This window comes from Nostoc sp. UCD121 (assembly GCF_014222285.1).
Taxonomy (GTDB): domain Bacteria; phylum Cyanobacteriota; class Cyanobacteriia; order Cyanobacteriales; family Nostocaceae; genus Nostoc.
Map to the genome: position 1 here is coordinate 15,163 of NZ_JACKZS010000086.1, position 15,069 is coordinate 30,231.

Annotated in this window: 8 protein-coding genes; 5 read left to right on the plus strand and 3 right to left on the minus strand. The window is 39.0% G+C overall.

Annotated features, from left to right (window positions below):
* Positions 1-39: 39 nt before the first annotated feature.
* Together GNF10_RS18895 and GNF10_RS18900 are read left to right on the plus strand one after the other, a co-directional pair.
* Complete coding sequence (locus tag GNF10_RS18895) at positions 40-339, plus strand: hypothetical protein (RefSeq protein ID WP_185587171.1); 300 nt, start codon at positions 40-42, stop codon at positions 337-339.
* Between the two features lies 1 nt (position 340).
* On the plus strand, positions 341-637 hold the full coding sequence (locus GNF10_RS18900; RefSeq protein WP_185587173.1) for a hypothetical protein: 297 nt from the start codon (positions 341-343) through the stop codon (positions 635-637).
* Between the two features lie 141 nt (positions 638-778).
* Here GNF10_RS18900 and GNF10_RS18905 read toward each other — a convergent pair whose 3' ends face one another.
* On the minus strand, positions 779-1,768 hold the full coding sequence (locus GNF10_RS18905; RefSeq protein ID WP_185587175.1) for a Rieske 2Fe-2S domain-containing protein: 990 nt from the start codon (positions 1,766-1,768) through the stop codon (positions 779-781).
* 136 nt (positions 1,769-1,904) lie between these two features.
* Between GNF10_RS18905 and GNF10_RS18910 the strand changes: the two genes are divergently transcribed.
* The gene (locus GNF10_RS18910) at positions 1,905-2,555 is read left to right on the plus strand and encodes a TetR/AcrR family transcriptional regulator (RefSeq protein ID WP_185587177.1); all 651 of its coding nucleotides are present in this window, start codon (positions 1,905-1,907) and stop codon (positions 2,553-2,555) included.
* Positions 2,556-2,910: 355 nt separating this feature from the next.
* Here the strand turns inward: GNF10_RS18910 and GNF10_RS18915 are convergent, their stop codons facing one another.
* The gene (locus GNF10_RS18915; RefSeq protein WP_185587178.1) at positions 2,911-3,243 is read right to left on the minus strand and encodes a hypothetical protein; all 333 of its coding nucleotides are present in this window, start codon (positions 3,241-3,243) and stop codon (positions 2,911-2,913) included.
* Positions 3,244-4,290: 1,047 nt separating this feature from the next.
* On the opposite strand from GNF10_RS18915, the gene GNF10_RS18920 reads away from it, so the two are divergent.
* Both GNF10_RS18920 and GNF10_RS18925 read left to right on the plus strand, forming a co-directional pair.
* Positions 4,291-9,744: an ATP-binding sensor histidine kinase gene (locus GNF10_RS18920; protein ID WP_185587338.1), complete on the plus strand. Its 5,454-nt coding sequence runs from the start codon at positions 4,291-4,293 to the stop codon at positions 9,742-9,744.
* A 750-nt stretch (positions 9,745-10,494) separates the two neighbouring features.
* Positions 10,495-11,802: a sensor histidine kinase gene (locus GNF10_RS18925; protein ID WP_185587336.1), complete on the plus strand. Its 1,308-nt coding sequence runs from the start codon at positions 10,495-10,497 to the stop codon at positions 11,800-11,802.
* 38 nt (positions 11,803-11,840) lie between these two features.
* Here GNF10_RS18925 and GNF10_RS18930 read toward each other — a convergent pair whose 3' ends face one another.
* Positions 11,841-14,987, minus strand: a complete 3,147-nt coding sequence (locus GNF10_RS18930; protein ID WP_260446188.1) for an EAL domain-containing protein — start codon at positions 14,985-14,987, stop codon at positions 11,841-11,843.
* Positions 14,988-15,069: the final 82 nt, after the last annotated feature.

A 15,069-nucleotide genomic window follows, 5' to 3' on the forward strand; every position in this document is an offset into this window, starting at 1 on the left:
GAGGCTAGGGTATCAATTACTTTATGGAGGAATCATTCTATGATTAAACTGCTACTAAAGTATGCGCCTGATTCCGTTGTAGATGCGGTTAATTCTATAAGCTTGGCAGAATTAGATAACCGAGGATTAATAGTGTGGGCTGACGCAAGGCCGCTAGAGCCACAAGCTGAAAACTCAGCATTTAATTTGGCTTCTCGTTTCACAGAAGTAACGCCTGATAATCTGCTAGAAGTTTTCATGACTATTGCTCAAATATACACAAACTACGGTGATTGTTTAGCTCTCAAATACTTGATGGAGCTTTCGTCAGAATACTTTGAATTAATTGGAATTGAATAAAATGTATAACGAATACGACGGCTTGAGTTTTGAAGAACAACTACAACTGTCAGAATCACTTATCATTAGGCGGCATAATCAGCAGATGTTCTTGCGCCGAAATGCTCAACTGTTGGAGCAGGAGTTAAACTTTGAAGCCGAACTGTTAGAAGAAAATCCAGAGTTAGCCCAGACGATTCATTCTCTTAATATGCAGGAGATTCAGAGTAATCAGCAAGGGCTACAGAATGTTTTAGGCTCAAAAGAATCAGTGCCAAAAGAGCAAAGTGTTTGGAGTAAGTTTTTTCCGGGATTATAAAAATGAATGAAAGTTTTGATATCAAAGCTCACCTCAATTCATTAGTTAAACAAACAACTCAAGAAGGACTGAATTCTTATGTTTTTTTACCCCTGTCTGTATCCGTACTCAGTACTGTGTCCCTTATTACTCAGTTTGAGACTACTGAGATAAATTCGGTTCACCTTGGGCTGAAAAACTCTTAAAATTGCGCCGTACCCAATCCATTCCCACCTCATTGTTCAACTTAATCCGTTGTGGAGTATTAGGGTAAATCTTGCTTAAAATCCTTGCGTCTTGCTCTATGACTACATCAATCAACTTTAACAAATTGCCTTTAATTAAATGTGCAATCGGAGAACGTGCTTTCATGTACATCAAGACAAACACACGAGATTGATGCTCTGTTTCTGGAAGATAGAAGTGGCATTCTTTCAGGCTTAACAGCTTATTGTCACCGTGCATCAATCCCATAAACGGAAAGAAATTTTCTAAATGAGCTTCTAACACTTTTGGCATCGCTAGTTGAGCAGGATTTTGGAAAATTTCAGCAAATGTAGGTTGCTTTCTGGGTTGTATCAAATAGGCATGAGAATGTAACCCTTCGTCAATAAACTGCTTTACCTGAACTTCTTCAATCTCAAATAATTCTCTATGTGTGCCATTTTGGTGGTTGTAGTCGTGCATATTTAATAGCAAACTCAAAATATCAGTCGAAATGCTGCGTTCACCTGTAACTCCTATGAACTCATAATCTGCTGCAATTTCATTCATGATGTTTGGAATTGCTACCTTTGATTTATATCCTCCATAAGTCCAAATGAAGTCTCCTTGGATAACTAAATCTAGCGGCCGCATTAACGATTTAGTTGGCTTGTTATCTCCAGGCAGGACTGTACAACCTGAAGCATCAAATTCCAATGCATGAAAAGGGCAGGTGATTACACTACTGCCATTAGGTTTTGTTATGCACCATCCCTCTGATAGCATTGCACCCATGTGAGGGCAAGCGTTGGGTAAAGCACTAATTACACCGTAATCATTTTGCCAAAGGACGTAATCATTACCTAGCAAAGAAAATTTCATTGGTTTATTTGGCTTAAGCATGGAACGATGTGCCAACAGCCACGGTGCGCCTTGCAGTTGCTTCATAGTTAGAAAAAATTAACTTACTAATTAATCAGTAAGCTTATCAACTTACTGCTGTTCCGTCAATTCATAGATTCAATGCCTTCAATATTGATGCCTCTTTGATACCATATAAACACAAACACTAAATTTTGATGCAGTGGTTCGACATAGTAAACGAGTTGCCAAATCAGTCCGCCCAGTTCGAGATGCCCAGATAACACAGCAACAAATTTTGGATGCCGCAGAGTACGAATTTTCACGGCATGGCTTAAACGGTGCGCGTCTGAGTGCGATCGCAAATCGCGCCAAGGTGACAACTGCAACACTTCATTACTATTTTGAGAGCAAGGAAAGCTTATATAAAGCAGCCTTACAACGTCCAGTCGATGAACTTCAAACCATTTTTGGGCAATTGAATTTTGACGGTTTATCCCCCGAAGAAGCCCTAAAACAGATTATCCGCATTGCCATTGCCAATGAAGCTCAAAATCCTCAGCGTCAAATGCTGTGGTTTCAGGAAGCAAGTCAAAATCAAGGAGTATATTTCAAGGAATGTAACGTTTTGAATCTCCATGAGCATCTGCTCAAAATTTTAGAGCAAGGCATTGCAGAAGGATATTTTCGCCCCCTCAAACCGTTTTTAGCGCTGACCCATATCTTAAGTATTTGTCTATTTTACTTCACAGTTCATGAAAACTGGAAGCATCTAACTCCAGAGATTAATCGTCTTAGTCCAGAAATAATTGAGGAACACACCGAAGAAGCAATCACCTTTATTTTGGCAGGTATTAAACGCTCACATCCATAAACGCAAAGGCTTATCTGAATTTTTAATATTAATTTGTTATTCTTTGCTGTTATGGCTGTCTTCGGGGCGCAGTTATCGGGATTGCGACGTTATTTATTAAGCCCGGTGTGACTGTGGTGGCAATTGGGTTGGGTTTTACGGCTGGGGTGTCTGGGAAATTGCTGGTTCAAAAAGGGGATTGAATTTTCAACAACAACTCCAACTGTCAGAATCACTCATCATTAGGCGGCATAATCAGCAGATATTCTTGCGCCGAAATGCCCAACTGTTGAGTCATTCGTAATTATTATGACCTGGCTGCCCTTTTTTCCAGCCAGGAGATTTTCCACAAGGTTTTAGAGGTTTAAGTGGTATTTCAATCCTCGTTAAAACTTCTCCCATAGACTGAGCTATTGTAAGTGGACTCATGAAGGGTTTGAACATCTCGTGTTTCAACCTTAGCCATACACTTAAACCGTTTTTCTCCCCAATCCTCTGTTTGTAATTCAATCTCTGAGGGATCTAGAATGTCTTCGTTGTGCCAGTAGTATAAGGGCTTTAGAATAGAATCCTTATGCCAGTGGTAAGTTTCTTTACATAAATCGACCACAACATAGTGCCAAGTACCGCCACAGATACGCCGATACCACTGGCAAGAGCGAAGGAATAAGTCTGCTATGAGTTCAAACACTAATTTAAAAAGTGTCATTTTGGAAACCTACTGCAAGATAGTTCTGGGAAGCAAGTTCTTGTAAAATAAGTGCCTTCAACTTAGATATTTAGAATAGAGTACCAATTCTTATTTATGAGTAAATCGTAATTTTAATTGCTAGCCAGTACCTTAAGTTTTTTATGTGTCTACGGTTTCAAAGTTTTCACTTTTACTTTATCAAGTAGGGTAATACTTGTTCTCTTTCGTTACCATTAGCTATCAGCATTCCATTGCCTTCAACCGGGGTCATAACTTACGCATTGACAGCAATTCGACCAATTGAATTCAAGCCCATCTGTTGTTTAAGATGTCTAGAATAAAGTCACGAGCCATCTGAATAAATAAATGTCTCTGGAACTCATACCAGTTTCAAATTAAATTTTTAGTTTGCATTAATTCTAATTGTGTAAACGCGCCAATTACACTGGATAAATAAATTTTAATATTCTCACATTCTCTTAGTATAAATTTCCAATCCCATACCCCCCTTTAATAGCTTTATAGTACACTCAATTCCCCAATAATTGACTGTAATTCTTCACACTTTTTTCAAGGAACTAATAATAATTCATCTTTTTTCAGGAAACTAATAATAATGCATCTTTTTTCAGGAAACTAATAATAGTGCATCTTTTTTCAGGAAACTAATAATAGTGCATCTTTTTGCAACTCCTGAATGACTCCTAAACAGTAACGCCAGCTCGAAATTCAGGAAGCGTTGAACATTCAGTTTGGGTAGGCTCATAACTATACATGGCTTGCCTTACCCATTTTAGGCTTGCGACAAAGCCGTGTTGATATAGGTTGTAGGCTTCTGGCGCTACTTCTAAGCTTAATGCTCAAAGAGTGCAAGGTTTACACCCTCAATGACATTAATTTGGCATAGCGACAAATAAAAATTCACTGTACAAATGCCACAATCTTTCATATCAGCTTCGCTGTATGAATCTAAAGTTAAGCCAAAATAAGGATTACTACCTAAGATAAAAGTGGCGTTACCTATTTGGGAACACTAAAATTGAAAGCCTTCAAGATGAGCATAGCATGGTCAGTATTCCCGGATACCAGATAACTGAAGAAATCTACAATGGTTCGAGAACCGTGGTTTATCGAGGGTATCGAGAAAGTGATTCATTAAGAGTAGTGATAAAACTGCTGGAAAATCCTTATCCCAGCTTCACAGAACTGATGCAATTTCACAATCAGTACACCATTGCCAAAAATCTCAGCTTCCCTGGAATCATTCAAACCTACAGCTTAGAGACGTACCAGAATGGCTATGCATTGGTAATGGAAGACTTTGGGGGAATTTCCCTGAAACAATGGGGAACTGTGCCAACTCTGATTGAATTTTTGCTTTTAGCGATCGCCCTGTGCAATATATTAGATATTCTCATTCGTCATCGGATTATTCACAAAGATATTAAACCTGCCAATATTCTAATTAATCCAGAAACTCACGATGTCAAACTCATTGACTTTAGTATTGCATCTCTGCTGCCACGGGAAACCCAAACTCTAAAGAATCCCGATGTTTTAGAGGGAACACTCAGCTATTTGTCGCCAGAGCAAACCGGACGAATGAATCGTGGTATAGATTACCGCACTGATTTTTATTCTCTAGGCGTAACTTTTTACGAGTTACTGACGGGACAATTACCGTTCCAATCAAACGATCCGATGGAGTTAATACATTCCCATATTGCCAAACTTCCATGTTTGGTGCATGAGATTAATCCAGAAATTGCGCCGATCCTCTCAGAAATTGTCAGCAAATTGATGGCGAAAAATGCTGAAGACCGTTATCAAAGTGCATTTGGACTGAAATATGATTTAGAAGCATGTTTGCATCAACTCCAGCAAACGGGCAAAATTGAAAGTTTTCCGATTGGGCAACGGGATATTAGCGATCACTTCATTATTCCCGAAAAACTCTATGGTCGGGAAGAAGAGGTGAAAACTTTGCTAGAAGCATTTGACCGGGTTACTAAACATCAGACGGAACTGATGTTAGTCGCAGGGTTTTCAGGTATTGGTAAAACGGCAATTATTAACGAAGTCCATAAACCAATTGCCGAACAGAGGGGCTACTTCATCAAAGGCAAGTTCGACCAATTTAATCGTAATATTCCTTTTTCTGCCTTTGTACAGACGTTTCGAGATTTAATGGAGCAATTGCGCCGTGAAAATGATATTCAATTATCAGTTTGGAAAACCAAAATATTAGCAGCACTGGGTGAGAATGGACAAGTCATTATCGAGGTCATTCCAGAATTAGAACAAATTATCGGTCAACAAGTACCTGTGCCCAATTTATCTGGAAATGCGGCACAGAATCGGTTTAATTTACTATTTCAAAAGTTTATCCAAGTATTCACTACCAAAGAACATCCTCTGGTGATTTTCTTGGATGATTTACAGTGGGCAGATTCAGCATCTTTGAAGTTAATGCAGTTGCTGATGGATGATTCAATGATGGGGCATTTATTATTGATTGGGGCTTACCGAGATCATGAGGTTTCTACTGCTCATCCTTTGATGTTGACGCTAGGAGAGATTGGAAAAGCTAAAGTCACGATTAACATTATTACACTAGCACCTTTGAGTACAGCAAGTTTAAATCAATTAGTTGCCGATACCCTCAGATGTTCACTAGAAGTTGTACAACCATTAACTCAACTGGTATATCAAAAGACCAAGGGTAATCCATTTTTTAGTACACAATTTCTGAAAGCACTGCATGAAGATGGGCTAATCCAGTTTGATTTTGCTGGGGGAAATTGGCAGTGTGATATTCCCCAAGTGAAAGCGTTAGCTCTAACGGATGATGTTGTTGAATTCATGGCATTGCAGTTGCAGAAGTTGCCAACAGCGACACAGGATGTCTTAAAATTAGCAGCGTGCATTGGTAATGAATTTGACTTAGCAACGTTGGCGATTGTGCAAGGCGCACGCTCTACGGATCTGTCCCCAATATCAGAAGCCCAAACCGCAACAGCCATCTGGAAAGCTTTACAAGAGGGGTTGATCCTACCTCAAACTGAAGTTTACAAATTCTATGTGGGTCAAGAAAATCAAACAATTGCAGGGCAAAGCTCACAAGCAGTTACTTATAAATTTTTGCACGATCGCGTCCAACAAGCTGCTTATTTTCTAATTCCTGAAGATGAGAAACAGGCTACTCACTTAAAGCTGGGGCAACTACTATTAAATAATATTCCTGTCAACGAACAAGAAGAGAAGATTTTTCAGATTGTTAGTCAATTGAACATGGGGTTGGGGTTAATTACTCAACAGACCGAACGCAATCAACTAGCTCAATTAAATCTGGTAGCTGGGCGGAAAGCCAAGGCTTCCACTGCCTACACTGCCGCGGTTCAGTATTTAACGCTAGGAATAGAATTGTTAGCAGCAGATAGCTGGCAAAATCAATATGTTCTGATGCTGGCGCTGTATGAGGAAGCGGCAGAAGCAGAATACTTAAATACTCAGTTTGAAGAAGCTATAACTCTAATAGACGTGATATTGCAGCAAACTACACATCTGGTGGACAGAATTAAGGCTTATGAGCTAAAAGTTCAAATTTATATTGCCCAAGATCAGCAAGTTCAAGCTATTGAAACAGGGTTAAAAGCACTAGAACAGTTAAAAATCTCGTTGATTTTACCTGATGTAGAGCAGGAGAATTATTTAGAGCAACTACCAGAGTTAACAAGTTTAGCTAATATTCCAGAGATGAGCAATCCAGAATCTCTGGCTGCACTGCGGTTGCTGATTAGCATTACCCCTGCTGTTCATCATGTCAAACCGGAGATGTTTCCGTCAATAGCGCTGACAATGCTCCATCTTTGTCTTGAGCAGGGACATTCATCCTTGGCTGCTTATGTCTATGGAATTTATGGCTTATTTTTGTGTGCTGTAATCAAAGATGTAGACACTGCTTATCACTCGGGTCAGATATCTCTAAAGCTACTAGAACAATACCATGCCAAAGAACTCAGCTCAAAAATTTATATGCTCTTTGGAGTTTTTATTTGTACTTGTAAGGAGCATGGTCGAAATACACTCCAATTGTTACGAGAAGCTATGCAGTGCGGGCTAGAGGTCGGAGATATCGAATACGCTAGCTATTCAATGATGGCTGAGTCTGCACATTTATTTCTGATTGGAGAACCTTTAAATTCTGTTGGGGAAAGGCAAGCAAAATATATTGATTTACTTTTAAATTTCAAACAAAAGCATTGTGTTGATTATGCGAATATTTGGAGGCAACTCACTTTAAACTTACTCGGAGAAAGTTCTGAGCAGTTTTACCTGACTGGGATTGATTTTGATGAGACACAAATGCTACTGCATTTTCATAATACCCATAATCATCAATCACTATTTGCCGCTTACGTAGCCAAAACAGTTATTTTTTATACTTTTGAAAGCTATGAACAGGCTGTAACTAATGCAGAGCAAGCCACTGAGTTTGTAGATGGAGCCTTTGGTTTACTACTTGTTGCCGCACATAACTTTTACTATTCTTTGTCCTTACTTGCACGGTATTCAAACTGCTCGCGCCCAGCTTATCCAGAAGAGGCAGATGCTAACCACCAAGAACTTTGGCTGAAACAGGTGTTTACCAACCAAAAACTCATACGTTACTGGGCAGATCATGCTGAAGCTAATTTCCAGCACAAGTATGATTTAGTTGAGGCAGAAGCAGCGCGGGTAATGGGAAATACACTCAAAGCAATAGAGTATTATGATCGTGCCATTGCGGGTGCTAAAAAAAACGGCTACCTCAACGAAGAGGCACTTAGCAATGAGTTGGCAGCAAAATTCTACCTCAAGTGGGGCAAACAGAACATAGCTAGGGAATACATTACAAACGCATACTATGGCTATGCTCGCTGGGGAGCTTTAGCTAAAATCGCCGACCTGGAAAAACGCTATCCGCAATTACTCGCCCCTATATTACAGCAAACTCGTCCTTCCTTCTCGACTAAAGAAACCCTCTTCGCGGGGGGTATCACATCCACTAGTTCCCTCACCTTCAACAGTAGCAGTATTTCTGTTGCTTTAGATTTAACTGCCATTCTCAAAGCTTCCCAAACCATCTCAGGTGAAATCGAGATGGAAAAACTGCTTTCATCGTTGCTTTCTATCGTCATCGAAAATGCTGGAGCTGATAAGTGTGTGTTAATGCTTGTGGAGTCAGATAAATTACTGATTCGGGCATTAGCAAAGCTAGTCCCACAGAACAATGGAAATACCAAAGTTGATTTTTCTTCGATGCTGACCAATCCACAGCCTGTTGAAGAGTCAAAGGATCTACCAGTTGGCTTAATAAATACTGTCAAACGCAACTTCCAACCTTCGGTAATTGTTGATGCTAGCGTACATCCACAATTAACTAATGACCCTTACATTGGGCAACAGCAGCCCAAGAGTATTCTGTGCAGTCCGATTTTACATCAGGCTAAGTTGCTGGGTGTGTTGTACCTAGAAAACAAGCTGGCGGCTGGAGCGTTTACTCAAGAGCGGGTTGAACTGCTCAACTTACTTTGCGCTCAAGCAGCGATTTCTATAGAAAATGCCCGACTTTATCAGCGAGAACAGGAAAAATCGCTGGAGCTAGAAACCGCTTTACAAAACCTGCAACAAGCTCAATTACAAATTGTCCAAAGTGAAAAGATGTCTGCATTGGGTAACTTAGTTGCTGGGGTAGCTCATGAAATGAATAATCCTCTTGGTTTTATTGCTGCCAGTCTAAAACTTGCTAAACCAACATTTGCTGATCTTATCGAACACTTGAAATTATATGAACAAAGATTTCCAACTCCGGGAGATGAAATTCTCATTCATGCCGAAACAATCGACTTAGAATATAACTTAAAAGATTTCACTAAGATGATTGATTCAATGACTATGGCGTGTGACAGGCTCAAAAATATCAGCACTAGTCTTCGCACTTTCTCCCGTGCTGATAGAGATTACAAAGTACCCTTTAACATTCATGAAGGCATTGATAGTACAATTCTAATTTTAAAACATCGTCTCAAAGCCAATGACAGCCGTCCGGCAATTGAGGTCGTGACTAACTATGGGAACTTGCCACAAGTTGAATGCTTTCCTGGTCAATTAAATCAAGTATTTATGAACATCCTAGCAAATGCTATTGATGCTTTGGATGAATCAAATACAGGTCTAACTTTTCAGGAGATTAAAGCCAATCTTAACCGGATTACAATTACCACGGTATTGAAAGAAAAACAGGTTGAGGTGACGATTGCTGATAATGGTCAAGGCATGAGTGAATCAGTCAAACAAAAAGTATTTGATCACTTGTTTACGACTAAAAGCGTTGGTAAAGGAACTGGCTTAGGATTGGCGATCGCTGGGTCTATTGTTGTAGAAAAACATGGTGGAACTTTGGATGTGAATTCTATCCCAGGCGTTGGAACAGAATTTTTGATTAGCTTGCCGATTTTGGCTCAGATTCAAAATTAACTTGGTCGAAAGTCAATACCCGGATTTCTCACCACATCTCTCAAAATCTTGAGATATTGAACTCTTGAGCAGGGGAGCAGAGAAGAATTTTTGTATAAATTCTTTCCCCTCTGCCCCCTTGCCCCCTGCTCAAGAGCTTCTTTCCCCTCTGCTCCTCTACCCCTCTGCCACTCCGCATTTAAAACTTGTGATAAATGTGGGTAGGACTTACGCAAAATCATGATAAAACGAACCGTAAAGGACACAAAGGAATAAGAGTTTCAGAGAATTCTTGCGTAAGTCCTGGTGGGAATACTTTTCGGACAAACCCAACAATATCTCTTTTGGTTTAGAGAAAGATTACTGCACATCCTTTGACTATTAATAGTACCTATTGTTCTGTCATTGCCTAAGCATGTTTTATAACCAAAATCAGAGGGGGTTAATTGATAATCTGGTAGGATATCCAGGAAAATCAGACTATCACAATGGTGCTTCTTTAAACATATTATATTGCAATACGCTTGGGTTAAGGGCTACTGGCAAAAATTTGGGGTTTTTGAGACGCAATAAATCGCCGTCTATACAAGTGTTTTGACCTTATCTGAACTGTATTGCCAAAAAATGGTTCCATTATTTGGGGATACTTGGGACTAGCAATAATTAAAGTATTTAATGATTTTTCTTCTACATAAGAGACAATTTTATATTTAAAATGTATAATTTATTGTTAATGTTTTTTAAAATTTATTTATTAGATAAAATTAAAATATGCTGGAACTGTTACAAAAAGTTTTTACAGATAGCTTATTTATTCCACATGGACATTGTTACCTTTGGAAGACAGGGTTAGTGTGGCTACATATTATATCAGATTCTTTAATTGCTCTTGCCTATTTCTCTATCCCCATTGCCCTTGTTTACTTTGTCCGAAAGCGTGAGGATTTGCCTTTTAAATCAATACTTTTATTATTTGGAGCTTTCATTATCTTTTGTGGTACAACCCATGTAATGGAAATTTGGACACTTTGGCATCCAACTTATTGGCTATCTGGTTTTATAAAAGCTTTGACTGCTTTGATATCGGTTTATACAGCTTTCACATTAGTGCCGATAATTCCCCAGGCGTTAGCTTTGCCAAGTCCAGCGCAACTAGAAGCAGCTAACAGTCAACTAAAACTTACTCTCAAAGACCTTGCAGATGCACAAACTCAACTTATTCAAACTGAAAAAATGTCTTCTTTAGGGCAGTTAGTCGCAGGCATTGCCCATGAAATTAACAACCCTGTTAGTTTCATTTATGGTAATATCGCCATTGCCAATGAATATACTGAAAACCTGTTTAAATTAATCTCACTTTATCAAGAATGCTACCCACAAACCCTATCGAAAATTCAGATTTTAGCTGAGACGATAGAATTCGACTTTGTTAGAGAAGATTTACCAAAAATATTATCTTCAATAAAAGTAGGATCTGAACGCATCTGCGAGATTGTTTTATCGTTACGGAATTTTTCGAGGCTAGATGAAGCCGAGATAAAAAGAGTTGATCTACACGAAGGTATTAATAGTACTCTCTTAATTTTAGGTAATCAATTAAAAGGCCAAGGAAAACATCCAGATATTGAAGTTATTAAAGAATATGGTGAACTCCCTCAAGTCGATTGTTACCCTGGGCAACTTAATCAGGTATTTTTGAACCTTTTAACTAATGCCATTGATACTTTGAGAGAGTCAATAATCGGTTGCCCGATACCAGAGAGCAATATTATTTGGACTGGAAATCAACAATCAACGAATCACAATCCCCAAATCTGCATTACTACTGAAGTTTTAGATAGTAATCAAGTAATGATTCGATTTATTGACAATGGCTGTGGGATGACAGAAAAAGTCAGGCAAAAAATCTTTGACCCTTTCTTTACAACTAAACCTGTTGGTTCAGGTACAGGTTTAGGAATGTCAATTTGTTATCAAATTGTAGACAAGCATGGCGGTCAGTTAAAGTGTATTACACAACCACTTCAGGGAACAGAGTTTCAGATTCAGATTCCGATCAGGATCAAGTCATTCTTCTGAATACTAGCATTTATTTACTCTGAGTTAATCGTATGCTTTTATACGCTGAAAAAGGATTGCTCAGAAGCTAGTAAAATTCTTGCTTGTTCTTGAGCCAAGGGCTTTGAAAATAAGTAACCTTGTGCTTGTTGGCATTGTAGCAATTTAAGTTGTACTAATTGGTCAATTGTTTCTACCCCTTCAGCAACGATACTCATTCCTAAGTTATCAGCTAAAGTAACGATAGCCCGAACAATAGCGAATTGTTCAGTATCGTTATCAATGCGATTAATAAAGGAGCGGTCAATCTTGAGAACATCAATGGGAAAATTATGCAGATAAGCTAGAGATGAATAACCTGTCCCAAAATCATCAATACATAATTGCAAACCAAAAGCCTTAAGTTGTTTAAGGACGGAGGTAGCCTTTTCAGGAGAGGCAATAATTGCAGTTTCTGTGATTTCTAGCTTTAAGTTGCTAGGGTTAAGACTAGTATCTTGGAGAATTTGGCTGATTTGTTCAATTAGATGAGGTTGAGAAAACTGTTTACCAGAAAGGTTAACATTCATGGTCAAGGGCTTGATGGCAGGAAATTGTAGTTGCCACTGCCGCAATTGCTGACAAGACTCAGTTAGTACCCATTGACCAATTGGAATAATTATTCCAGTTTCTTCTGCTATAGGAATAAAATCGCCTGGAGAAATGAGCCCACGTTCTGGATGTTGCCAGCGAACGAGCGCTTCAAATCCTGTAATTGTTCCAGTTTTCATACAAATAATTGGCTGGTAGTAAAGGCACAACTCCTGTCGTTCAATTGCCCAGCGCAAGTCAGTTTCTAACTGCAACAGCGTTACTGCCCGATCGTACATAGTAGTATCAAATACTATATGCCCAGCAAGCCTCTGCTCTTTAGCGCGGTAAAGGGCAGTATCAGCGTCTCGAAGTAAATCCGCAGGTTGAGCGTATTTGTTTGTACCTAAAGCAATACCAATGCTCGCACTCATAAATACTTCATATCCGCACAAGTTGAAGGGCGACTTTAATGCCTGATGTATATGTTCTGCGATGCATGTAGCATCTTCAATACTTTGAATATGGGGAAGCAAAATGGTAAACTCGTCTCCACCTAAACGAGCAACAGTATCGTCAGGCTGGAGACACTGTTGTAAACGTTGAGCAAGTATGATCAATAGTTGGTCGCCAACTAAGTGTCCTAAGCTATCGTTGACGACTTTGAAGCGGTCTAGATCAAGGAACAACACAGCAAATAAATCATCTGGATTATGTTTGCTCTGTGCAATGGCTTGTTCTAGCCTGTTTATAAATAAAATTCGATTGGGCAGTCCAGTTAGAGCATCATAAAAAGCATTGTGAACTAACTTTTCTTCAAGAAGTTTTCGTTCAGTAATATCTGTTGCAATTCCATCGATCCGAATCGGCTGACCACAAGTGTTATAAATTAAATGGCTTCGGTTTAACAGCCAGCGTACCTGCCCATCAGGTCTAACAATTCGGTATTCTAATTCTTGCTTATCAATTAAGAATAATGGTTGAATGGCAGCAGAAACTCGTTGTTGATCTTCCGGGTGAATGACTTCAAACCAAAGATTGGAGTTATTAAAAAAGTCTGATTCAGAATGACCATAAACTTTCAGAGCCGCAGGATTGAGATAAAGAGTTTCAAAAGTATCAGCAGAAATTGACCAAATCACATCTTCAAGAGAACATAAAATTCCATCCAAACGTTGTTTGCTTTCTTGTAGTGCAGCTTCTGCTATTTTGCGGTCAGTGATGTTAGTAACCATCCCCAAAGCTCCAGCATAATTTCCCTGGTCATCTAATAATGGGGCACAGGAAATAATTACCCAAATATTTGAACCGTCTTGACATCGGAATTTGAAATCATGCGCTTCTTGAATACCCTGATTACGTCGTAAAAGATAAGCATTGGCAATCTCCAACCCTTCAGAATCCATAAAAGAGAACAACGTTGCACCCAGCATCTCTTCAATGCTGTAGCCCAACATTGTTGCCATCTGTTGGTTCACAAAGGTAGTGCAGTTGTCCTTATCAAGTACCCAAATTCCTTCACTTGCTGTTTGTACAATCTGGCGATACTGTTCTTCTTGCTTTCGTAATGCTTCAAGAGCTTGTAGATGCTGGGTAATATCAGTCTGGATACCAATAAAATTAGTCAAATAGCCGGAATTGTCAAACACAGGAGCTAAGTAGAGTTCATGCCAAAACGGGACATTATCCTTGCGGTAATTCCGTAAAATAACATGGCATTCTCTTTGTTCTTGAATCGCACTACGTAATTCGTGGAGGGCTGCTTGCTCTGGGTCATTTCCTTGCAAAAAACGACAGTTACGCCCAATGACTTCACTGGCACAGTAACCTGTGATCGACTCAAATGCTGGATTAACATAAATGATGGGATTATCTGGTTGATTGGGATCTGTCAAAATAATCCCATTACTACTAGCAGCAATCGCACGTTTCATCAGATGTAAATCTACTTGTGGCTCTTCTAATCTTGAGACAGTTTCAACTGTTTGGATGCTCAGATTGTCGTCTGTAGTGCTTAGAATAGAAGAGTTAACATCTAACAAGTTTGGTTGGCTGTGCGTGAAGTCAATGACATCTTTGAGTGGCTCTACAGTATTTGTTAATAATAAATTCTCCTGCTGGTTTTTTAAATACTCAGTATTATTCGTAAATATGAATAGTGCCGCCAGTTTGTCTTCGTAATTAACAACCTTAGCTGAAATTTTTGCCTTAAAAGTATCACCGTTGGTTTTTTTGACTTCTACAGCATAACTATTGATGAGGTTGCCACTTTTAAGCTTGTTAACTAATTGAGTCCATAAAGCAGGCTGGGCATAAAACTCAGGGATAATCTTGTCGAATCTTTGGCTTGAATCAATTCCAAAAAAAGGCGCTAGTAATCTGTTTTGAAAAAGAATCTGTTCGTTTTGCAGACATACAATTCCAATCGGAAACGGGCTAATTTCCGTTAACGAATAAAGTATCTGCTCCCAGTCTATTTTTAGCGGATTATCTGAAGCTTTCAGCTCTGGCAACGAATCTTTACTCGTATAGCTACACCCCCTTATGTATTCTTCATTTAATAAAATCGGCTTTTTAGTAGGATTATTTGGCGTATACTGATTTTCGTACACATTCAAGTCAATAACGTTTTTCAAGTTTGATAAATTACCAAATAGATTCAACCCTATATTTAAGCTTTATAAAAAGCTATAACACAGAAATTATATAACTCTATAA

Coding starts and splice junctions, on each gene's coding strand:
- GNF10_RS18895 (WP_185587171.1), top strand. CDS start 40: ATGATTAAACTGCTACTAAAGTATGCGCCTGATTCCGTTGTAGATGCG.
- GNF10_RS18900 (WP_185587173.1), top strand. CDS start 341: ATGTATAACGAATACGACGGCTTGAGTTTTGAAGAACAACTACAACTG.
- GNF10_RS18905 (WP_185587175.1), bottom strand. CDS start 1,768: ATGAAGCAACTGCAAGGCGCACCGTGGCTGTTGGCACATCGTTCCATG.
- GNF10_RS18915 (WP_185587178.1), bottom strand. CDS start 3,243: ATGACACTTTTTAAATTAGTGTTTGAACTCATAGCAGACTTATTCCTT.
- GNF10_RS18920 (WP_185587338.1), top strand. CDS start 4,291: ATGGTCAGTATTCCCGGATACCAGATAACTGAAGAAATCTACAATGGT.
- GNF10_RS18925 (WP_185587336.1), top strand. CDS start 10,495: ATGCTGGAACTGTTACAAAAAGTTTTTACAGATAGCTTATTTATTCCA.